Source organism: Gardnerella sp. DNF01151 (genome assembly GCF_049244235.1).
GTDB classification, from domain to species: Bacteria; Actinomycetota; Actinomycetes; order Actinomycetales; family Bifidobacteriaceae; genus Bifidobacterium; species Bifidobacterium swidsinskii.
Map to the genome: position 1 here is coordinate 1,109,809 of NZ_CP058389.1, position 22,794 is coordinate 1,132,602.

Annotated in this window: 18 protein-coding genes, 1 tRNA gene and 1 pseudogene; 3 read left to right on the forward strand and 17 right to left on the reverse strand. The window is 42.1% G+C overall.

Annotated elements, in window-relative coordinates:
- Positions 1-230 precede the first annotated feature (230 nt).
- On the forward strand, positions 231-2,279 hold the full coding sequence (locus HXT37_RS04775; protein ID WP_012914232.1) for an AMP-dependent synthetase/ligase: 2,049 nt from the start codon (positions 231-233) through the stop codon (positions 2,277-2,279).
- A 180-nt stretch (positions 2,280-2,459) separates the two neighbouring features.
- Here the strand turns inward: HXT37_RS04775 and era are convergent, their stop codons facing one another.
- From era to HXT37_RS04805, 6 genes are all read right to left on the reverse strand, one after another.
- A complete protein-coding gene (era, locus tag HXT37_RS04780) occupies positions 2,460-3,521 on the reverse strand; it encodes a GTPase Era (protein WP_004108744.1) in 1,062 nt (353 codons plus the stop codon).
- Positions 3,522-3,543: 22 nt separating this feature from the next.
- Positions 3,544-5,043 carry a hemolysin family protein gene (locus HXT37_RS04785; protein WP_004108742.1) on the reverse strand — a complete coding sequence of 500 codons (1,500 nt, stop codon included), beginning with the start codon at positions 5,041-5,043 and terminating at the stop codon, positions 3,544-3,546.
- Between the two features lie 20 nt (positions 5,044-5,063).
- Positions 5,064-5,630 (reverse strand): rRNA maturation RNase YbeY, encoded by a 567-nt coding sequence (gene ybeY, locus HXT37_RS04790; RefSeq protein ID WP_004108739.1) that lies wholly within the window; start codon positions 5,628-5,630, stop codon positions 5,064-5,066.
- Positions 5,631-5,633: 3 nt separating this feature from the next.
- Entirely contained in the window at positions 5,634-6,827 is a 1,194-nt protein-coding gene (locus HXT37_RS04795; protein ID WP_421779342.1) for a PhoH family protein, read from the reverse strand.
- Between the two features lie 3 nt (positions 6,828-6,830).
- Complete coding sequence (locus HXT37_RS04800; RefSeq protein WP_004108733.1) at positions 6,831-7,193, reverse strand: histidine triad nucleotide-binding protein; 363 nt, start codon at positions 7,191-7,193, stop codon at positions 6,831-6,833.
- 112 nt (positions 7,194-7,305) lie between these two features.
- Entirely contained in the window at positions 7,306-8,103 is a 798-nt protein-coding gene (locus HXT37_RS04805; protein ID WP_004108731.1) for a 16S rRNA (uracil(1498)-N(3))-methyltransferase, read from the reverse strand.
- A gap of 94 nt (positions 8,104-8,197) precedes the next feature.
- Between HXT37_RS04805 and HXT37_RS04810 the strand changes: the two genes are divergently transcribed.
- Positions 8,198-9,283, forward strand: coding sequence for a succinate dehydrogenase/fumarate reductase iron-sulfur subunit (locus HXT37_RS04810; RefSeq protein ID WP_421779344.1), 1,086 nt, complete (start codon positions 8,198-8,200; stop codon positions 9,281-9,283).
- A gap of 1 nt (position 9,284) precedes the next feature.
- Here the strand turns inward: HXT37_RS04810 and HXT37_RS04815 are convergent, their stop codons facing one another.
- From HXT37_RS04815 to HXT37_RS04835, 5 genes and pseudogenes are all read right to left on the reverse strand, one after another.
- A complete protein-coding gene (locus tag HXT37_RS04815) occupies positions 9,285-10,088 on the reverse strand; it encodes a TIGR00730 family Rossman fold protein (protein ID WP_102703147.1) in 804 nt (267 codons plus the stop codon).
- Positions 10,089-10,161: 73 nt separating this feature from the next.
- A pseudogene (locus HXT37_RS04820) lies at positions 10,162-11,400 on the reverse strand (Na+/H+ antiporter NhaA); the annotation flags it as partial.
- A 178-nt stretch (positions 11,401-11,578) separates the two neighbouring features.
- Positions 11,579-11,652 (reverse strand) — tRNA-Arg (locus HXT37_RS04825).
- Between the two features lie 152 nt (positions 11,653-11,804).
- A complete protein-coding gene (locus tag HXT37_RS04830) occupies positions 11,805-12,479 on the reverse strand; it encodes an ATP-dependent Clp protease proteolytic subunit (RefSeq protein WP_004108705.1) in 675 nt (224 codons plus the stop codon).
- Between the two features lie 2 nt (positions 12,480-12,481).
- Entirely contained in the window at positions 12,482-13,093 is a 612-nt protein-coding gene (locus HXT37_RS04835; protein ID WP_004108703.1) for an ATP-dependent Clp protease proteolytic subunit, read from the reverse strand.
- A gap of 214 nt (positions 13,094-13,307) precedes the next feature.
- Here HXT37_RS04835 and HXT37_RS04840 point away from each other — a divergent pair, with 214 nt between their 5' ends.
- The gene (locus HXT37_RS04840) at positions 13,308-14,096 is read left to right on the forward strand and encodes a hypothetical protein (protein ID WP_004108702.1); all 789 of its coding nucleotides are present in this window, start codon (positions 13,308-13,310) and stop codon (positions 14,094-14,096) included.
- Positions 14,097-14,225: 129 nt separating this feature from the next.
- Here HXT37_RS04840 and HXT37_RS04845 read toward each other — a convergent pair whose 3' ends face one another.
- The 6 genes from HXT37_RS04845 to pflB form a co-directional block, all read right to left on the reverse strand.
- Positions 14,226-15,629, reverse strand: a complete 1,404-nt coding sequence (locus HXT37_RS04845) for a chloride channel protein (protein WP_102703148.1) — start codon at positions 15,627-15,629, stop codon at positions 14,226-14,228.
- A gap of 149 nt (positions 15,630-15,778) precedes the next feature.
- Positions 15,779-17,128: a trigger factor gene (tig, locus tag HXT37_RS04850; protein WP_012914242.1), complete on the reverse strand. Its 1,350-nt coding sequence runs from the start codon at positions 17,126-17,128 to the stop codon at positions 15,779-15,781.
- A gap of 53 nt (positions 17,129-17,181) precedes the next feature.
- Entirely contained in the window at positions 17,182-18,612 is a 1,431-nt protein-coding gene (locus tag HXT37_RS04855) for an HRDC domain-containing protein (RefSeq protein WP_102703149.1), read from the reverse strand.
- Between the two features lie 191 nt (positions 18,613-18,803).
- Entirely contained in the window at positions 18,804-19,184 is a 381-nt protein-coding gene (locus HXT37_RS04860) for a hypothetical protein (RefSeq protein WP_012914244.1), read from the reverse strand.
- Positions 19,185-19,330: 146 nt separating this feature from the next.
- On the reverse strand, positions 19,331-20,212 hold the full coding sequence (gene pflA / locus HXT37_RS04865; protein ID WP_004108692.1) for a pyruvate formate-lyase-activating protein: 882 nt from the start codon (positions 20,210-20,212) through the stop codon (positions 19,331-19,333).
- A gap of 110 nt (positions 20,213-20,322) precedes the next feature.
- The gene (gene pflB / locus HXT37_RS04870) at positions 20,323-22,698 is read right to left on the reverse strand and encodes a formate C-acetyltransferase (RefSeq protein ID WP_004108690.1); all 2,376 of its coding nucleotides are present in this window, start codon (positions 22,696-22,698) and stop codon (positions 20,323-20,325) included.
- Positions 22,699-22,794: the final 96 nt, after the last annotated feature.

Sequence of the window (22,794 nt, forward strand, 5' to 3'; positions counted from 1 at the left end):
AACGGAACTCTGCCACAAAGCTAGCGGCATATTCCCTCGCCAAAGCAACTTTGCTATTCTAACGACAGGCTACGACTTATGGCAAATACAAAATTATTACTAATCAAATCGAATATAACTGCTACTTGAGCATACGAACGATTATTATAGTTAATAGTATGCAAGTGCATAGCATGATACTATGATGTGCGCTTAATCCGCAAGCCGTTTGGCATAATGAAGGAGCAAATGTGTCCGTTTTTAATGCACTCCAACAGCAAGCGTTTAATCTTGCCCGTAAAGCATTGCGTATTGGCAGTAACTTCGCGCACCCAGTCAGCGATGACCGTGCAGGCGAACCAGACTACCTTAATACGGATCAAGAAAACACAAATACTTTACTTTCACAAAAGCAACGCCTTCCACACGTAGAAGAGTGGGGCGCGCAAATGCCAACAACGACGTTTATCGATCCGGAAACAGGCTTGCTGACCACAAAAACCGAAAGCGCAGCACCTCTTGACGAAGGCACAAGCATTTATGACTTATATGCAGATCGCGCAGCACGTATGGGTGACGATCCGCTTTACACTTATAAAGAAAACGATAAGTGGGTCACAAAAACAGCTAATCAGTTCCTTCAAGAAGTACGCGATGCTGCAAAAGGTTTGATGCACTACGGATTGCGCAAAGGCGACGCCGTTGCCCTTATGTGCAAAACATCATATGAGTGGGACGTCACCGACGCAGCAGTTATGGCTTGTGGTGGTGTTCTTGCAACTATTTATGACACGGATTCAGCTGAGCAAATTCGCAATATTGTGAATAATTCCGACTCGCGTTTCCTTATTGTTGAAACAACTGACATGCGAGATAAAGCTGATGGAGCTATTGAAGAATGCCCAAGCTTGGAACGCATTATTTGCATTGAAACAGGCGGTTTAGCAGAACTTCAAGCTTTCGGATACGCTGTTAGCGATGAGGAACTAGATGCTCGCATTGATTCTGTAAAGAAAACAGACTTGTGCTCTATTGTTTACACTTCTGGTTCCACAGCTGCACCTAAAGGCGTGGAAATGACTCACGAACACTATTGCACTACAGCGTTGAATTTGCCTGTTTACTTGCCAAATTTGCTTAGCGAAAAAGACGGTTCTGTGCTTTTGTTCCTTCCTCAAGCACACTCTTTTGCAAGAGCAATTAACTATATTGTTGTTGCAAGTACGTTGCGCATTTATATTGCTCAAGGTATTCCTACTTTGATTTCTGATTTGCAAGTTGCAAAACCTACGGTTATGATCGTTGTCCCTCGAGTTCTTGAGAAGGTTTATAACGCAGCTTCGCAGAAGGCTGGTCACGGTGCTAAAGGCTTGGCTTTCCAGGGTGCTGTTGTGACGGCTCAACAGTATATGAAGGAAGTTCAGGAATTTGGTGATGCTAAAGCTCTTACTAAAGCTCGCCGCACTGCTTACGATCCGCTTGTTTATCGTCCACTTCGTCAAGCTCTTGGCGGTCGCGCACGCTGGATTGTTGCAGGTGGAGCTCCTCTAGATCCTGAATTGCTTTCATTCTTCCGCGGAGCAGGAGTTCCTGTCTACGAAGGTTATGGTCTTACAGAAACTACTGCACCATGCGCGTTTACTCCTATTGGAGTTCCATTCCGAGAAGGTTCTGTTGGCATCGCATTCCCAGCTTTTACTTTGCGAATCGCATCCGACGGCGAAGTTCAAATTAAAGGCACTTGCGTATTCCATAAGTATCACAAAAACGATGAAGCAACAGAAACTTCATTTACTAAAGACGGATGGTATGCAACAGGCGATTTGGGACGAATTGACGACGATGGCATGCTTTATATTACCGGACGTAAGAAGGATTTGATTATTACTGCTGGCGGTAAGAATGTTGCTCCTGGACCTATTGAAGAGATGATTAAGAGATGCGAACTTGTGTCTCAAGCTCTCGTTCTTGGAGATAAGCGTCCGTTTATTTCTGCACTTGTTACTTTAGACGAAGAAACTTTACGAAATTGGCTTAAACTCAAGGGTCTTGACGCCACTATGAGCATGGAAGAGGCTGCTAATAATGCTGTTGTTCGTGCTGAAGTGCAAAAATTTATAGATCTTGCCAATGAAGGCGTGTCACGCGCAGAATCTGTGCGAAAGTTCATTATTTTGCCAGAAGAGTTTACGCAAGAAAACGGCTTAATGACTGCGTCTATGAAGATTATTCGTCCACGAGTTATTAAGCGTTACACTACTTTACTTAATACACAAATGTATACGACGCGCAAAAAGTAGTTTGTTTAAATTAACTTAACTAAGTGCATATCGCAAAACCGCGGCTTAACTTGTTTTATTCAACTTGCTCGCCGCGGTTTTGCATTAATTTACGACAATTTTGTGCAAACACATTAGGCTTAAGGCACAATAAAATTAAGTAATTGTCCAATAATATCGAAATAAGCAAAATATGCTCTACTAGAACCCTAAACGCTCAAGCTTCTTAGGGTCGCTCTGCCATCCTTTTGCAACTTTCACGTGCAATTCAAGCACAGCTTTTGTTCCAGTAATACGATTTACCGCCGTGCGCAAACGCTTCTTTACGCGCACTAAATGCTCCGCACGATGACCAATAATAATCGGCTTTTGAGAATCACGCTCAACATAAACAGATACAAGCACATGCGCTTTGTTGTCTTCGTATTGAGTATCTTCGCCATCCCCCGGATACACAATATCGTCAACTACAACAGCTAAAGAATGAGGCAACTCGTCGTCCAACTCTTCCAAAAATGCGCCGCGAATAAGCTCCGAAATCATGCTTTCTGTGCTTTCCTCACTAAGCTGATCCGCCGGATACATTTGCGGACCTTCCGGCAAGTTTTGAATCAAAACATTCTTAACTTCGTCAACATTGTCACGTTCCAACGCACTCACAGGCACAATATCCGTAAAATCAGCAAACTGCTGAATTTGAAGCAAATGCGTAACTAACTCACTGCGACTAAGCGTATCGATTTTCGTAACAATACCGATAAGCGGAACTTTCCAAGTCCAATTGCCCTTCTCATCTTTTTTAGCAAAATCAGAGCGAAGACGGCTTAAAATTCGCCTATCTCCTGGTCCTATTTCCTGGTCTGCTGGGAGCAAAAATGCAATCGCGTCAACATCTGCAAGCGACTCGTCAACAATATCGTTCAAACGCTGACCAAGAAGCGTACGAGGACGGTGAATACCAGGAGTATCAACCAACACCATTTGTGCATTATCGGTAGTAACAATCCCTCGAATAGCCTTACGCGTAGTTTCCGGACGAGAAGACGCAATAGCAATTTGCGTACCAATAAGAGCATTCATAAGCGTAGACTTACCAACGTTTGGTCTACCAACTACAGCTACGAAACCGGAACGATAACCGTGAAAATCAGGAGTAGAAATCGTTGCGCAAGTTGAAGCGTCTAGATTTGCAAACATCTCGTCGTCAAAGTCATCAGTGTCATCGAAGTCATCAGTATCGTCAAAGTTGTTAATATTATTCACGTTATTCTTACCGTCCAGTTCTTTATTTCAGCATATTCGTTTGTTTCATAGTACTAGCTTGCTTCAAAGCATTGGTTTGTTTGCTTTCAGCAGATTTTTCGGAAGAGCTAATGTCATTTTGATTATCCTTAGACTCTTCCAAAACTTGCGCATCTCGTTCTACTAAAATAGTAGATACTTTCTTTCGCCTACCAGCTGAATCTACAGCAGTTAATTTTAGTCCTCTTGTAATAGCACTGGAACCAACAATCGGCACATTACCAATCAACTTCGTAAGCAAACCAAACACAGTATCCACATCGTCTTCGTCAATATGAACTTCAAAAATATCTTCCAAATCTGCGATTGACGTTCGAGCAGGCATCTTCCACACGCCGTCACGTATTTCTTCCGGATCTGCATGCTGAGTGCGATCGTGCTCATCTTCCAACTCGCCAACAATTTGCTCAATAGCATCCTCAATAGTAACCAAACCAGCAATTCCACCATATTCGTCAACCACTACTGCCACATGCTGGCGAATTCGCTGCATTTCGTGGAATAAATCGTCAACCGGCTTCGACTCAGGAACAAGCATAGGGTCTCGGCTAATTGTTTCAACTGCTCTAGAAGATGCTGCAGGATTAAACACAGTAGCGCGTACAGCATCCTTCAAATAAGCAACACCTACTAAATCATCTACAGAATCTCCAATGACGGGAACTCGAGAAAATCCTGAGCGAGAGCATAATTTAAGGAAATTTTCCAGCGTTTCGTCGCTTTTTACGCAAATCATATCGGTTCTAGGTACCATTATTTCGCGAGTCAAAGTATCTGAAAGCGTGAGCACATTGCGCATCATTTCCGAAACTTCCGGATCGAAATCATTCGCTTCAACAAGTCGGTCAATACTAGCCTTTGCTTGATCCAGCTGAATATCTTCCAAAGCTTCATCATCTGACGGATCAACATGCTTTTTCCTAGAAGTGACGTCAACATCGCTAGCAATATGCACTAAAGGATTAATCGCAATAGCAATAGACACAATGCGAGAAAGCCGCATCAACTTTGCTACAGGTTGAGCCGCACCAACCGAACGTGGGCGAACAAGAATAGAAATCACAGCTACAACTACTGAAACAACAACACCAATAATAAGAGTTACCCATAAAGGCGAGCCGAAAAATGCAGCTAAAGAAGCAAACAAAACTCCATCTAAAACGTTACATAGCACACGCACAAAAGCGCATGCTCCAGAAGTTGTATAACGGTCAGCAATCAGTTTTTTTACACGATGGATTCTAGCAATTCGACGCATACGCACTATGGCACTAGTTTCATCATCATGCGTTTGCGCTTCAATCATAAGATTATTTAAGCTTGCACGAGTAACTCTAGGCACTGCACCTTCTGCAGCAGCCATCGCAAGCGAAAGCCATACAAGCAGCATTGCCAGCACAAGCAATGCGGCTAAACCAATCCAGACATGCAACGGCAATTGCGGAACTGATATGCTAGAAAATATTCGTTTAATATATTCCATAATTATGCTCTTAATGCGCTTTAATGCTGTTTTTTATTTTTATTTTTATTTTTGACGCTACTCGCTTCATGCTCAGCATCGTAACGCTCAAGCTCGTTTATTGCACCTTCCGGCAACGTAGCATCATACAATTCTCCAGATCGAGCAGCGAAAAAAGTAAGCATTAGTTGACGTTGCAAACCAAACATTTGCTTTTCTTCTTCCGGAGTAGTGTGATCATAGCCAAGCAAATGCAAAATACCGTGAATAGTTAGCAACAACATTTCTTCCATAGTACTGTGCCCAGCTGCGAGCGCCTGCTGTTGAGCAACCCACGGGCAAATCACCAAGTCTCCAAGCATTCCTTCAGAAACTTTTTCATCGCTTCCAGGAGTAAGCTCGTCCATTGGAAAACTCATAACATCCGTTGGGCCTTCTAGGTTCATCCAACGTTCATGCAAACAGGCAATTGGCTCTGGATCAACAAAAGTAATCGATAAATCCGAATGCGTACTTACTTTCATTTGTTGAAGAACCCACATTCCAAGATCTGAGAAGATTTTAGCGTCAATATTCCACACTGTTTCATTCATGACTTCAATGCTCATGATTTATCTGTTATTCCTCTCAGTAGATTCTTTAGTACGTTCACGTTTTTTACGCTCAAGCATTGCATCGTAATTTTCGTATGCTTCCACAATACGACCAACCAAAGCATGACGCACAACGTCTTCTGCTTGCAAATGCACAAAAGCAATATCTTTAACTTCGCCCAAAATCTTCTCAATAGAAACAAGACCAGAACGCACAACTGCTAAATCAACCTGCGTACTATCTCCTGTAATCACCATGGTTGTATTAAAACCGAGTCGAGTTAGGAACATTTTTAATTGCTGAACAGTCGCATTTTGCGCTTCATCAAGAATAACAAAAGCATCGTTTAATGTGCGACCTCGCATATAAGCAAGAGGAGCAACTTCAACAACATTCTCGTCAAGATAGCGTTTTAATTGTGCAGATCCAAGCATATCAGAAAGTGCATCATAGAGTGGACGCAAATATGGATCAACCTTATCGTTTAAAGTACCAGGCAAGAATCCTAAGTTTTCGCCAGCTTCAACAGCAGGACGAGTAAGAACAATTCTGCGGACTCTTCCATCTTCCAATGCACGAACAGCTTTAGCAACTGCTAAATACGTTTTTCCAGTACCAGCAGGACCAATTCCAAACGTTACAATATTGCAATCCATTGCTTGCACATACGCTGTTTGACCAGCAGTTTTTGCGCGAACAGGATTTCCTCCAGCAAACGTAATCACGCCTTTACTCATTCGAGCTCTTCTGCTCATAGCACGGCGATGAGCTTCTTCACTAGAAGGCAACAGCTCACTTGAATCTCTTGAAAACTCATTTTCAGCGCGCGAAACAGAATTATTAATTGCATACGACGAAGAAATAATACTATTCCCAAGCACTCCATCATCATGACCGATACGGTTTATACGCACATTGTGTTCATCGTTATGCAAAATATCACGCTCAAGCATGCGTCTTACTTCGTACGCATCCATAGGTTGCTCGTAAGCTGCATCAATCATGCGCCTAAACGCATACTCAGCTTTAGCTGCATCTTCATCTGCTCTAGCTGAACGAGCAACAATTTGAACATCTTTGCCTCGCACAGTAATATCTGCTTCTGGAAAAGCATGTTCTACTTCACGCAAACCAGCATCTGCAGCACCTAAAACTGCAACCGAGCTTAATTCGCTAGGAATTTGCACAAAACGCGTAGTACTTTTCGTCACGGTTTACAAGCTACCTTCTACAAGTTTTTCGCCAGTCAATACGTGAGCATGAACATGAAACACTGTTTGACCAGCATCAATACCAGTATTAAATACGAGTCGATAATCACCGTTGAATTCATCATCAGCAATTTTTTGCGCAACACCAGCAATATGAGCCAAAGTTTCAGGAGCCTTACTAGCAAGCTCAGCAACATTCTTATAGTGATTGCGCGGCACAATCAGCACATGCACTTTTGCTTGCGGATTAATATCTTTAAAAGCAACTACCGAATCGTCTTCATAAACTCTGCTGCTCGGTATTTCTCCAGCAACAATTTTACAAAAAATGCAATCAGCATCAGTATTGTAAGTGATACCACTCATGGTTTCTCCCCTATTTGTTACTAAATGAAATCAATGCCTTAAACCAAAAGCAATCGACATGCTTCTTACTATTTTACACAATTATGAGCACTTTTAGATACGATTTATGCGATTATTCGTAACGTCCTAAAGCGCGCGAAAGAAGAGAAAGAGCTACAGGTCCTGCAGTAGATGCGCGAAGAATATTACTGCCTAAAACGCAGCTTTTAGCACCAGCATCAATAAACATTGACACTTCGTCATCACTAATACCACCTTCTGGCCCAACTAAAACGTAAACAGTGCGCTCTTTACCATCCTCCAAACAGCGCTCGCTAAGAGTATTTACTGCTTGTTCTATTTGATTCCAGCAATCAGTTGCGTCTTGATGCAATACAATTACGAGATTTCCGTAAACGCACGCACGCCTACATATTGCCACTATTTGCTTGCTTGAAACACATTCTTGAAGTTCAGGCATCCATGCGCGACGAGATTGCTCTGTAGCAGACTGTAAAACTTGGCTCCAACGCTTATCTGTGCGACCAGGTTTCCACTTTGCAATTGAACGATCCGCACACCAAGGGATTACTTCATCCACACCAATTTGCGTAGCCATATCAATTGCTTGCTCATCGTGCCCTGTTTTTGCCAAAGCTTGAACAAGTGCAAGTCTAGTCATGCGAGGAGCTTCCCTAGTAAACGCTTCTACACGAACTAAGCCATTTTCAACATCCGTCACCTTTGCATGAATGCGCAAGCCTTTGCCGTCAGAAAGTTGCAAAGCATCGCCTTCTAATAGTCGCATGGCAGATATAGCGTGACGTTTTACTTGCGATGGAAGCGTAATCGTCCACCCTTCTTCGATTCCTTCTGCAAGCACAGGAGCATTATCGTGATCAGTATCAAGCAAAAATAAAGCGTCAGTCATAGTTCAAGCCTAACGTGAGGATGCGCCAAGTACTAAAAAATGTTTCTGTGCAAGTATTGTGGCAAACTAGAACAGTACGTATTGGAGGTTTGCAATGAGTAATGAGCTTGGTGATAACACTGCGCTTGTTACTTTGCGTATTTCACGCTTTACTCCATGTAATAAATCTGAAGATGATTCAAACAGTAAACAGACAGAGCGCAAGCGCAGAGAAAGTCCTTTTGCGCGCAGAAAGCGCAGTAACCCTTTCGCAAAACTAGATTCTTCAAAAAATAACATAAATAATTCTTCCGAATCTAGTGAATCCAGAATATCTAGTGAATCCGGTGAACCTTACAAATCTTCTCCAAAACGAATTCAAGGTAAGCATTGGGTTCAAGATTACAGTTTACGCGTTCATTCTACTGACACTATTCTTGACTGTTTACTGACTATTAAACGCACAATCGACCCAACTTTAGCTTTCCGCTACTCATGCGGTCACGGCGTTTGCGGTTCCGACGCTGCAAACGTAAATGGCATGCCAACATTACTATGCAGTGCAACTATTGGTGCAAACGCACGTCCTGAAAGCACAAATAGCGTGCAATCTCGAGGCTTTAGAAAAACTGGCACTACTAACAGCTCCTCACAGTCGACAAAATCGCCAACTCTACAGCAAAAATCTAAAGAGACTACCACTTTGCAAAATGGCACTTTTGGTGTTATTGAGCTTGCTCCACTTTCAGGATTTGCAGTTCAGCGAGATCTTATTTGCGATATTTCGCCTATGATTTCGCAAATAAAACGCTTAGAACCTTATTTGCAAGCATCTAACGTTTCTACGAGAAATATTGAAGGGAAACTCCAGCTTATTGAGTTTTTGCAACATCCTGAGGAACTTAAAAAATTTGAGCTTTTGAGCAATTGCATTATGTGCGGTGCTTGCGAAGGAATTTGCCCAATTTATGCAGGCGGAGAAGCCTTTATTGGGCCTGCAGCATTGGTTAACGCGGCTCGTTTTATTTACGATTCCAGAGACAACGCAACAGAGCATCGCCTTGATCTAATAGACAGCAGTGACGGTATTAACGCATGCCAGTCAGTTAGAGCATGTTCAAGACAGTGCCCTCGCGGAATTGATATTGGCGAAGAAATTTGGCAGCTTACAACGCTTGTAAACGAGCGCAAAAACTCTTAGATTATTCAATTCCAGATGCTATGCGCACCGCCTCTATTGGGTCGTCTGTAACAGCAAACAAGTGCGGATCGAGTGAAGAAATAAAACCTCGTTGAGTTACTGTAGACTTCAGCCAGTCAATCAAACCATTCCAGTACGAAGTACCGAAAAGAACAACAGGCACGCGCGCAACCTTATGCGTTTGCACTAAAGTCAAAGCTTCAAACATTTCATCCATTGTGCCAAAACCGCCAGGGCACACAATAATTCCAGAAGAATACTTCATAAACATTGTTTTACGCACGAAAAAATACCGAAATTGCATGCCAAGATTAATCCATTTATTCAAACCCTGCTCATGAGGAAGCTCAATCCCCAATCCTACAGACGTACCACCAGCTTCTGCAGCACCACGGTTTGCAGCTTCCATAATTCCAGGACCGCCACCTGTAATAACAGCAAAACCACGTATTGCAAGCTCTGAACCCATAGTACGAGCTAAAGAATACTCAGAATCATCTTCTTTTATTCGAGCAGAACCAAAAATACTAACAGCTTTACCTAACGATGCAAGCGCGTCAAAACCATCAACAAACTCAGCTTGAATACGAAGCGCACGCCACGGATCCGCACTACGCCAATCCCATCTTTTATCTACTTCTACACCAACTCCAGAAACAAGCTGCTGATTGTTATCGTTACGAAGAAGCGTCTCTGTAGTGCTCTCCTTAGGAATCATAGAACCGCGCATCACAACAGAACCACGATGATACGTGTTATTCCAAGGTGAAACATCTACTGAAAAATCCTCTTTACTATTAGACATAATTACTCCATTAGAAACTTACTTGCAAAGATGTTAAGAATAATAATTGAAATTAGTCTTCAACTTCATCTAATTCTTCTTCCATATGCTTTGATTGCATAGAAAGTAAGAATCCAGAAACTCCTGCAGCAATAATAGAAGCAACAAGAACACCAAAACGTGCTTCAGCAGACAAATCTGCGTCAGAATACGCAAGAGAAGCAATAAGAAGAGAAACAGTGAAACCAATTCCACAGGCACATGCTGTAGGCATTAAGTCTACTACTCGAAGACCATCAGGAACTTTCAAGCCCAGAACACGCTTTGATATCCAAGCAGTTACCATAATTCCAACAGGTTTACCAACAACAAGAGCAATAGTGATAGCAATCAAAATTGGCGAGAAGAACAACTCCCAAGTCAATGTTTCAAAATGCACTCCTGTAGCAAAAAGAGCGAAAATTGGAAGAGCCAGCAGCGCAGAAACAGGCTGAATTTTTTCACGATAGCGTTCAGCACGAAGCGTTTGTTCACCATGAACTAAATGCGCCGGAGTTAGCAAACCCACCATTACTCCAGCTAAAGTTGGATGCACACCAGCTTCATACATCATAATCCATGCCATAATTCCTACTATTACAACCAACGGCCACGGAACACGCTTTAAACGCACTAAAGTAGTCCAAACCAAACCACAAGCAACTACTCCAGCAAACCAATACCATGCGTTAAGAGACGAGAAGAACACAGCAATAAGTGCTATTCCAAGCAAATCGTCTACTGTAGCAAGAGTCATAAGAAATGCGCGCAAAGCATGTGGCAAAGTTTTTGCAAATAAAGCAAGAACAGCAAGAGAGAAAGCTATATCCGTTGCCGTAGGTATTGCCCACCCGTCACGAACCATATCAAGCGAAGGTAAAGCGCCAGAAGTAAGACGCATAATCTCCTGCCCGGCATGCAATTCAGAAAATACAGTTACTGTAGCAACAAACAGTAAAGGAGGCACAATCATTCCACCAACAGCACAAATCATTGGCATTGCAGCTGCACGAGGATCAGAAAGCGAACCAGCAATAAGTTCGTGTTTTAAATCTAAACCAACTGACAGGAAGAAAATAGTAAGCACGCCGTCTTGCACCCAATGGCCAATTGACATATGTATATTCGTCCACGGAATGCCTACATGAGTATGCGATATAGCTTCAAATATTGGCGCTGTTAAAGGAATGTTTGCAAGCAATAAGCCAGTAAGAGCAAAACCAAGCATAATTAATCCAGAAATTCGCTCATTATTTGCAATATTGCAAGCTATTCTCCAACTGCGTCGTATCATATTGTAAATATTTCCTCCACTAAATGCATTTATAGCATTTATAGCGTTTATACGTTTATAACGTTTTATAGTGCAAAATATGTGATTCGCACTTTTAAGTATAACTGAGAGGCATAAACCGAGCGAGTTGCATACGAATTAAAAAAAAACGCGGAGCAAAAGCTTCGCGTTTCATTTGTGCGCCAGACAGGATTCGAACCTGCAACCTTCTGATCCGTAGTCAGATGCTCTAATCCGTTGGGCTACTGGCGCATGTTTCCAGTCTCAAAAACCATGTCCTTGTTTCCGGCAACTTGACTAATATACAACTATCCGCACTAAAACACAAACCCCGGCGTGTCGACCAGGGTTTGTTGTTAAAAATACTGATATTGATAAATATCCGCTAAGTTGTAAAGATTGAATTATGCTCTACGCTCAAGCACTTCGTCAACCATTCCATAAGCTTTGGCTTCTGAAGCAGTCAAAATAGTATCAACTTCAATATCTTTACGAATACGCTCAATATCTTGACCAGTATGTTTTGCAAGAGTTGATTCTAACCAAGAACGCAAACGCAACATTTCCTTAGCCTGAAGCTCAATTTCAGTAGCTTTACCAAAATCTTGGCCCATTGCAGGCTGATGAATAAGCACACGCGCATTTGGTAAAATCATGCGCTTACCAGCAGCTCCAGCAGCAAGAATAATAGCAGCAGCAGAAGCAGCCTGACCCAAGCAAACAGTTTGAACATCTGGATTAATGTACTGCATGGTGTCATAAATCGCAGTCATAGCAGTCATCGAACCACCAGGTGAATTAATGTACATCATCACATCGCGATCAGAATCCATGCTCTCCAAAACAAGCAACTGAGCCATAATGTCATCAGCAGAAGTGTCATCTACTTGCACACCCATGAAAATAATGCGATCTTCAAACAGCTTAGTGTAAGGATCCTGAGTTTTCATGCCGTATGGAGTTTGCTCGCCAAACTGAGGCAATACGTAACGATTAGTAATGCGCTGAGCAGAAGTAACACCGCCAAAACCAGCTAAACGCTCGGCACGCGCAACAAACTTTGCTTCTTCACTTGCCATAATTACTCCTCACCGCGCATAGAAGCAGGAGTGGTCACAATCTTATCTACGAAACCATACTCCAAAGCTTGCTGAGCTGTAAACCAGTGATCGTATTCATTATCTCGGTAAATTTCCTCTACCGTATGACCAGTCTGCTTTGCAGTCAATTCAGAAAGCGTTTTTTTCATATCCATAATAAGCTCTGCATTAATTCGTACATCTGTAGCAGTACCACCGACACCGCCAGAAGGTTGATGCATAAGCACACGCGCATGCGAGGTAATATAACGCTTACCAGGAGTGCCAGAACTAAGCAAGAACTGACCCATAGATGCAGCCATGCCAACAGCAATAGTCGCAACATCTGGCTCAATTAATTGCATAGTATCGTAAATTGCCATACCAGCAGTAATTGAACCTCCAGGCGAATTAATATACAGCCAAATATCCTTCTTAGGATCTTCCGCAGCAAGCATTAACATTTGTGCGCAAATAACATTGGCATTCTCGTCTTTTACTTCAGATCCCAACCAAATAATGCGATCTTTTAGCAATCGATTAAAAATAGAATCAGTTGATGTAGACGCTTCAGCCTGTTCCATCACAGGAGAAGCTGTAAAAAGCTCAGTCACTATATCTCCTTGTTACCACGTAATTATTTCTACATTACCTTGTGCGCATGACCACATAGAAAATATTGCGAATATGATTTGAATTGAATGTTTTACACCAAATTTCTAGAATTTTATTCATATCAACAGATGTAATTTTTACTTATTATCCTACACTAGTATGCATTATTGAGTATATTTTTATCGGATTATCAATTCATTATAAGGAGTAATTATGGATTCTAACCAATTGCCAGATAACAACTACTCGCCTGCTCCGATGCCAAATAACGAGTATCCAAATAATGGTTACCAAAATAATACATACCCAAATAATGTAAATCCAAATAACGGATACCCAAACAATGGTTATGAAAACAATGAGTATCAAAACAACGTATACCCAAATAACGGATACCAGAACAACAATTACCCTAATAATGTAAATCTAAATAATGGTTACCAACCAAACGTATATCAGAATAATCAACAACCAGTCAACAACTATCCTGCAAACGCTTATCCAAATGCAACAAATACAAGTGCTCATAAGTCAAAATACACTTGGCTTATTGTTGTCATAGTAGTAGCAATAGTTGCAGTAGGTGGCTACGTAATTTCAAAACCACATTACAATTCAACTAATCTTAAGCCACATTACAATTGCTCTGCACCTAAAAGCGCAAATATTGAAGAATACGTACATTGCCATTCAGAAGAAGCTAAAAAACTCACTAATGGATTTAATGATGCCACTAGCAGCTCACCATTCAACATAACGTTTGCCACTAAAGGTGATCAGCTCAATATAAATGCAAAGTTCAAAAAGCACCTATCTGATTTAGAAATTACAGCGTTAAAGACTGGAATGCAAACATACGGCGATAGCCTCTCGAACTTGATGCCACAATCAGCATCGGATGAAATGAAAGAAAAAATTATTGCACCAGTGCGCATACATTTCTCCTTCTCAAACGATGATGGAACTTTTATTGCAGATAAAGAATTCAGTTCTAATAATTAATTAAAAAATAACTAAAATAACCAACATAACTAAAAAAATATTTACTAATAACAAATGCGCCTTTGCTAATACTGAACTAGCATAGGCGCATTTATTTTGCATATATTGTATTTTCTATACTAAAAAAATTTAAACATTATTTGCGGCTAAAAATTTTGGTATCATCGTTATGCTTCTAGATACAGCACAAGAAACAACCATTGGAATAATCATAATCATAGGCAAATTCACTAATTGTGCTACCAAAAAAAGCGCAAACCACAATGACTTTCGACTTGCAGTTAGCATACTTGCAGCACCAAAAATAGCAGCTATTACCAATATTTTGGGCTGACTTGATAACATGCCACCAACAACTGGAATGTTCATACTTATAAAACCTATAATCAGCCCTACGCAAGCTCCAGACGACATACTCGGCTGAAGCACACCACCACTTGCGCCAGCTCGAAGAGTGCAACTTGTTAAAATTATTTTTGCAACAACCAGTAGAAGCAAAGTTACCAAAGAGTTTTTGTCAATTGCAATACTTGTTTTTGCAATGTTATATGCGTATTGCGCTAAAGCTCGACCATTGCCCATAATGGCTGGATTCCATGATGCAACTAATCCTGTTACTAAGCCCATTAATGGCAAAAAATATAAAATTTGGTAATTGCGAGCACACTTAGAGCGAGCCCAACGAATCATCTTATGGAAAAGAGTGCCAACAATACCACAAGGAATGCCAACTATAATTGCAAGCAGCAACACAGTCGTATTGACAATATGGATGTCATCAAGACTTGACAAACAATAGTAAGGCTCATACCCAAGCACAAAAATAGTAGTCAATGATGCAATTTCACTTATACATAACGCAATAGCAAAAATACTAAATTTTTGTATAAGCCAATACCATTTCAAACGCTTTAAAGAAGATTTCGAGTCATGAGAAAAACGTGGAATTGCAACCAAACCTAGCGTCATAATCGCACCCGCTATTGGAGCGCGATAAACTCCAGCTAAACCAGCACCAGCAGCACTTGCAACCAAAACGCGAGCTTGAAATTCACTGACTCGGATAAAGCAGAGTAACTTCTGAGTAAGCATTGCAGCCAATTCTCGAGGCGCAACTTCCCTACCTAAACTTGCGCCAGAAGCAACTATAAAAATTTGTAAACATACATGGATAATCGTTGTATGCCATGGCATTGATTGACCACGAACAGCATGAGCTATATCGACAATACGATTAGAAGATTTTGTCCATAACCACATCCAAATAATTGCAGCAACAGACATGACAATTAATACAACAGCAACGTAGTGCAATACTGGCAATCCAACTGGCGAAGGTTTAAGAGCAGATTCTGAAAATCCGAACATTACATTTTGCACAGCATGTAGTAACAGAGTTAATAATATTGCACCAACCCCAGCCATAACTGCAACAAAAAAAGCAATAAGACTTAATCGTAAACATGTAAAAACATAGCTCAAACACTTACTAGGTTTTTTACTGCCTACTATTTGCAAATTGCGTTTTTCCATTAGCGGCAGCCTTCCTTATGTTATTTGTTTTTCATTTTATTTGTTTTTCACTTTCTTTAAAGTATAACAACAACACAAAAACCCAGAGCAAAAGCCCTGGGTTTTTAGCGAATATGAGAAAGTATAAACTTTTTCTTGTTTGAAAAATACTACTTAGAAAGTTCGTCAGCAACTTCTGCAGCAGCAGAAGCAGCCTTCACGCTTTCGTCTTCGTCATCATCCTCAGACAAGAATGCACTCAAGTCAAGAGCTTCTCCGCCAGAAACGAACTTTACAGCACGCATACCAGCAAGCAAGCCCTTAGAGCGAGCAACTTCCTGCACAGCAGAACCAAGCTGACCGTTGTTAACGATTGCGTTAATGAACTGGTTTGGATCCATACCGTACTGCTGAGCAACAGAAACCAAGAAGTTGGTGACATCAGCCTGGGAAACAGTCACATCCATCTGTTCAGCTAAAGCGTCAAGAACCATTTGGTCGCGAAGTTCCTTCTCAGCAGCCTGCTGCGCTTCGTCCTTCTGCTTCTTGGTAGCTTTTTCAGGATCAGGGGTCATGCCCTTCAAATGCTCTGAAACAGCCTTATCCAAAACACCCTTTGGTACAGGAATTTCAACTTCTTCTTGAAGCTTAACAAGGAATGCGTCACGGGCATTAGTTGCCTGACGACCTTCAGCAGCCTGCTCGCAAGCCTTGCGAATATCTGCCTTCAAATCCTTCAAAGTATCAAACTCGGAAGCTTCCTGAGCAAAATCATCATCAAGCTCTGGCAATTCCTGAGTCTTTACGGAATTAACCTTAACCTTGATTTGAGCCTTCTCGCCCTTATGCTTGCCGGACTCGAGAGTACCTTCAAAGGTGGTTTCTTCGCCAGCAGAAAGGCTATCCAAAGCCTCATCCAAACCGTCAAGCAACACACCGGAACCGATTTCGTAGCTTACGCCCTCTTGTGCATCAACTACTTCGTCATCGATACGAGCTTCCAAATCAATGTTAGTGTAATCACCCTTAGCTGCAGGACGGTCAACACCAACCAAAGTAGCAAAACGCTGACGGAGACTTTCCAAGCGCTCCTTGACATCCTTGTCGGAAACCTTTGGCTTCTCAACTTCAATCTCAACGCCCTTGAACTTGTTCAACTTGAAATCTGGACGACGCTCAACTGTTGCTACAAACTTAAGACTTGCATCTGCATCAGTCGACGTTGGAACTTCCTGAACGTCAAATTCTGGCTGATCCATTGGGCGAATCTTCTTTTCTTCCAAAGCCTTGGAATAAAGCTCTGGTACAGCGGAATTTACGGCTTCGCCGGCAACAGCTGCGAAACCGACGCGCTGATCTACAATCTTGCCTGGCACATGTCCCTTACGGAAACCTGGCACGTTAATTTGCTTAGCAATCTCCTTACGAGCTTCTTCCAAGAATGGCTTGAAGTCTTCGAGATCTGCGGTAATGGTGAGCTTAACTTTAGTTGGCTCAAGATTCCTGACGCTGATTTTCACGCTTGCGCTCCTGAAATTACGTTTTTTCTAGCTTCTGCCGTATGGCACAACCGTTACATGATAGCGCGAGTTACGGACTCAGCTACCAATCGGGTTTGCCATTCGCGAGCACCATGCTCACTTAAGAATGTTTTAACATCAATATCTTGCGCATCATCATGCCAGCAAAGATTACGAATAATCTGTGGTTTGATAATAATTTCTGCAGGAGTATGAGTGTATTCAGAAATTTGATTTAACTCAGCTTTTACTCTTTGTAAACGCTCGTAACGCTTAGGGTGATGTTCTCGCCAATATTTCATAGATCTAGGAGCGCTTTGGAAATCTTGCATATCCTGCAAGTACTGCGAATCCGATAAATCATGGCAATCCTGACAATCATTAGAACCTTGCGACTCGTCAGTATCTGTTGACTTAAGTACGTTCGTTTTACGAGATTCGCGCGAATTAAGTTGAATAGCTCCATTCGGTAATACTTGATGCACATCATCCATAGCCGTTTCACCAGATTTAGCGCGCAAAATAGCATTCTCTATAACGTTTTTCCAAATAGATGGTTTAACTTTGCGCTGAATTGGAGCGTAACGCTCGAACATTTTGTCTTGCTCACTGCCAGTGTGCATTCGCACTCGCTCATTCAAAGAACGAATAGCACGAAACGCACGCGCATTACTAGGTTTACGCTTACCAGCTTCAATAATCGCAGCGTCAGAAAGTAGCAGAGTTGGCGCAATATCATATTCACGCGCTAAAGCATCTCGCTTTTGCCACAATGCTTTCGCAATAACTAAACCAACACGATCGTGCATAAGTACGCTAATATGCGATATTTTAAGCCATGGACGTGGATGCGGAGCTTTCTTTTGTGCACCCTTACTAAGTAAGTGTTTAAATTCTTCTTCCGCCCAAGAAAGTTTACCTTGCTTTTTAAGTTCGACGCGCATTACTTCTTCTAGCTCAATAAGTAATTCAACATCTAAAGCTGCGTAATTTCGCCAATCTCTAGGAAGTGGGCGGTAAGACCAATCTGCTGCAGAATGTTCTTTTGCAAGAGTAAGACCCAAATAATATTCAGTTACAGAGCTTAAACCAAAGCGCTTTCTGCCAAGTAATTTAGCTGCGATTTCGGTATCAAATAATGCAAGTGGGCGCAAACCAATATTGAAAAATCCTGGCAAATCTTGCATCGAATCGTGAATAATCCAAGGCACATCCCCTACTGCCTTGTTAAATTCGTTCCAATCAGCTCCAAGTTTTGTAAGTTCTATAGGATCTAATAATCCAATTCCTGCACCCTTACGTTTGAACTGAATCAACCAATCTTCATGACTGTAGCGGAAACCGGAAGCTCGCTCAGCGTCTGCAGCTAAAGGACCGGAGCCTGCCGCCAACAAGCTGCAATAATCTTTATATGCTTCAAGCGTATCAATGACTTCTGGAACTCCTTCTCTAGGCTCTTTTAAAAGCTTTGGTTCCTCGTTCAAGTACGCCTCCCGATTGCATGCTTTACCCAAATTCTTACGCTTTTTGCAACTTATTCTGTACTTTTTGCAAAATATCCGTAAAAAATATTTAAGCCGTGTTACAGATTATGCATCTTTAACACGGCTTCAACTTTCGCACACAACTACGACTATTCAAAAATAAAAAATCAAATAAATAATCAATTAAATAATCAATCTGTTTTATTGTTTGCTACTTCGTCATTTATGCGCTTAACAAGCCTAGTTTTAAGGAATCTAGTAAGAGTAAATGCGACTGCCGAAGCTAAAACTGTTGGAACAACGTAGCCAGCATGTAAACCTAAATCCGAAAAGTTGACTATTGGAAAAGTGACAAGTTCTGTAACAACAGCTATAACAATAGATATTATTGGCACTTCAATAAGAAGTTTCTTATCGAAAGATGCAACAATGTTTATTGGCAATAAAATTATTGGCAAAATAACGAAAATAGTAAGCGCTGTAGCAAAACCAAACTGATCGTTACACCGCACAAAAACAGCTAACGCTAATGTAAAAGCTAATGCAATCCAACAACCTATTCTGCGCTTCATTGCGTATCCTTTCTCTAAAAAAGAGTATTTGTATAATTATACAAAAATCCTTCAAAAAAAAACAATACGATACGCAAAGATTGCCTAAATTACAGTTACATTTTTGACGCAATTTAAATGCAGTCTAAATGCAATCTAAACGCAGTCTAGTACACAACAAAACCGTGATCTTTGAACTGGTTTACAACTCGTTCTTTAAGTGCTCTAGAAGGCCCTTTTTGATTCTCAAGAGGGTACGGAATCCTAAGCTCATGCCACTTTGGACGTCCTAGTTGATGGAATCCAAGCACGTCAATATGCTCAACAGCATCACCAAACGAATCGCAAATCTCGGCAACTTTTTCAACGTTTTCTTCACTGGAAGTCAAACCTGGAACAAGCACAAAACGCACCCAAATCTTCTTACCAGCCTTCGCCAAGCGCTGACCAAAGTCAATAGTTGGCTGAAGCAAGCCGCCGGTTACTTTTTTATACGTTTCTTCAGTTCCTGATTTAACGTCAAGCAAGCAAAGATCAATGTCGTCAATCATTTCATCTGTATAATTGCGATTCAAAAAGCCCGAAGTATCTAAGCAAGTATGAACGCCCATCTCTTTTGCAGCGCGAAATACTCTAGATACAAAAGCTGGCTGCATCATGGACTCGCCGCCAGAAAATGTGATTCCTCCACCTGTTGCTTTAAAAAGACTTTGATAGCGGTCAACTTTTTTAATCATTGCATCCAAATAGACTGGCTTGCCGTCACGCATTTTCCAAGTATCAGGATTTTGGCAATACTGGCAACGAAGTGGACAACCGCTCATAAACACCGTCATACGAGTTCCAGGACCATCAACAGAAGTATTGATATCCCACGAATGCACAAATCCAATATCGCCAGTTTTAAGAGCAACTAAGCGATCTTTACGATCCAGCCCAATTGGCGACTCAAATCCAGAAAGTCCACCCATTAAAGTTTGGCGAGCATACTCTTTTGACTCCTTCAACATATGCTGAGTTGTGGTACGAAACGCTGTGTTTTCAGCCATCTAACTACCCTCCAAACTATTTATAAATAAATAATAAATAATATACGCAATTAACAAAAGCCGGGAGCGAAACTAGCCTCGCTCCCGGCGGTGTTTACTAATCAACCAAATCAGTCAGTAACTGAACCCTGGTGGAATGTACGAGAAATAACGTCGAGCTGCTGCTCCTTAGTGAGCTTTACAAAGTTCACTGCGTAGCCGGAAACTCGAACCGTCAAATGCGGATACTTTTCTGGGTGCTCAACAGCATCTTCAAGCTGTTCCTTACGCAACACGTTGATGTTTGCGTGGTACAAGCCGTGACCGTTGCCAGCATCCAAAATGCCAACCAAGTTGCTGATGCGCTCGTCTTCGTCACGACCCAAACCGTCAGGAGTAATGGTGTTCGTAAGCGAAATGCCGTCAAGAGCATCATCGTAATCAATCTTTCCAACGGAGAACATCGAAGGAAGCATACCGTGCGAATCCATGCCGTTTTCTGGGTTTGCGCCTGGAGCGTACGGAGTACCCTTCTTGTGACCGGATGGGAAGGAACCAGTGTTCTTGCCATACTCAACGTTAGAAGTAATAGTCAAGATGGACTGAGTTGGAACAGCATTACGGTACACAGGCAAACGCTTTACCTGACCCATAACAGTGCTTACAACCCACTTTGCTAAGTCGTCTGCACGATCGTCGTCGTTACCGTAAACTGGGAACTCGCCAACAGTCTTGTAGCCAACGATTAAGTCGTCGTCGCCGCCCTCGATGTACTCGTACTCGTGGCCTTCAGTGGTCTTAGCATCCTTGTTGTAGATTGGGTAAACCTTTGCATACTTCAAAGCAGCCAAGGAATCTGCAGCAATAGACAAGCCGGACATGCCGCAACCAAGCGTACGGTAGACTTCCCTATCATGCAAAGCCATTTCGATGGACTCGTAAGCGTACTTATCGTGCATGTAGTGGATGATATTCAAAGCCTCAATATAAGTCTCGGAAAGCCATTCCAAAGCCTTCTCGTAGTTAGCCTTAACCTTCTCGTAGTCGAGAGTGCCGTCAGCTTCTGGCTTGATTGGGTCAATAACACCCTTATCGATAACTTGCATGCCGGTCATTTCATCGCGGCCGCCGTTAATAGCGTAAAGCAAAGCTTTTGCAGAGTTCACGCGAGCTGCGAAGAACTGCATTTGCTTACCGACGCGCATTGGAGAAACGCAGCAAGCAATAGCAGCGTCGTCACCCCAGTGCTCACGAATGTCTTTATCGGACTCGTACTGGATTGCAGAAGTGTCGATAGAAATTCGTGCGCAGAAACGCTTATAAGCTTCTGGAAGCTTTGGATCCCAGAAAATAGTGATATTTGGCTCAGGACCAGGTCCCAAATGCTCAAGAGTCAAAGTGTTGAGCAAACGGAACGAAGTCTTGGTTACGAAAGTGCGGCCATCCTCGCTGAAGCCTGCATCGGACCAAGTTGCCCAGTAAGGATCACCAGAGAAGATTGCGTCGTAATCCTTAGTACGCAAGAAGCGCACAATACGAAGCTTCATAACAAGAGCGTCAATAATTTCCTGAGCGTCGGTTTCGTTAATTAAACCTGCCTTCAAATCGCGCTCAAAGTAGCAATCGAAGAATGCGGAAACGCGACCGAAGCTCATTGCAGCGCCATCCTGGCTCTTAACAGAAGCAAGATAGCCCATGTAAGTCCACTGAACAGCTTCCTTAGCGGTCTTAGCTGGACGAGTCAAATCCAAACCGTACTCGTTACCCAAGTTAATAAGCTGCTTCAAAGCCTTAATCTGCTCGTCATGCTCTTCGCGGAAGCGAATCCAATGCTCAATTTCGGTCTCGGTAAAATCGTTACGGTATGGAATCGAATCCTTGTCGCGCTTCTTAAACTCAATAAGCATGTTCACGCCGTAAAGAGCAACACGACGATAATCGCCAATAATACGACCGCGGCCGTAAGCATCTGGCAAACCGGTCAAAATCTTGTTGTGGCGAGCAATCTTAATATTCTTGGTGTAAACGCCAAACACGCCATCGTTATGAGTCTTACGGTAGACGGTGAAAATCTTCTTGATTTGAGGATCTACTTCCTTGCCAGCTTCTTTAATAGCTTGCTCAACCATGCGCCAACCGCCGTTTGGCATCATAGCGCGCTTGCAAGGCTCATCAGTTTGCAAACCGACGATTACGTTATCTACTTCTGGGCTTTCAATGTAGCCTGCTGGCATTGCGTCAATACCTGCTGGGATATGAGTTTCAACATCATAAACACGACGCTCACGTTCAACAGCTAAGTAGTTGTCGTCGAGATACTTCCACATGTGCTTCGTTTTTTCAGTGGCATTTGCCAAGAAACTTTCGTCACCTTCATATGGCGTATAGTTCTTTATTATAAAGTCGCGTACGTCAATGTCTTTCTTCCAATTGCCGTCAGTAAAACCATTCCACGCTTCGGTACGAAGATCCTCTTCACTGAGAACTGGCGCATCAACTGATGTCATGTTTAGACTCCTTTTGTACCCGCAACGCATCTTCACGCTGCCTTAATAACAATGTTAGAGCATAAGTAAACGCATACACGAGTAGTTTTGCAAAAA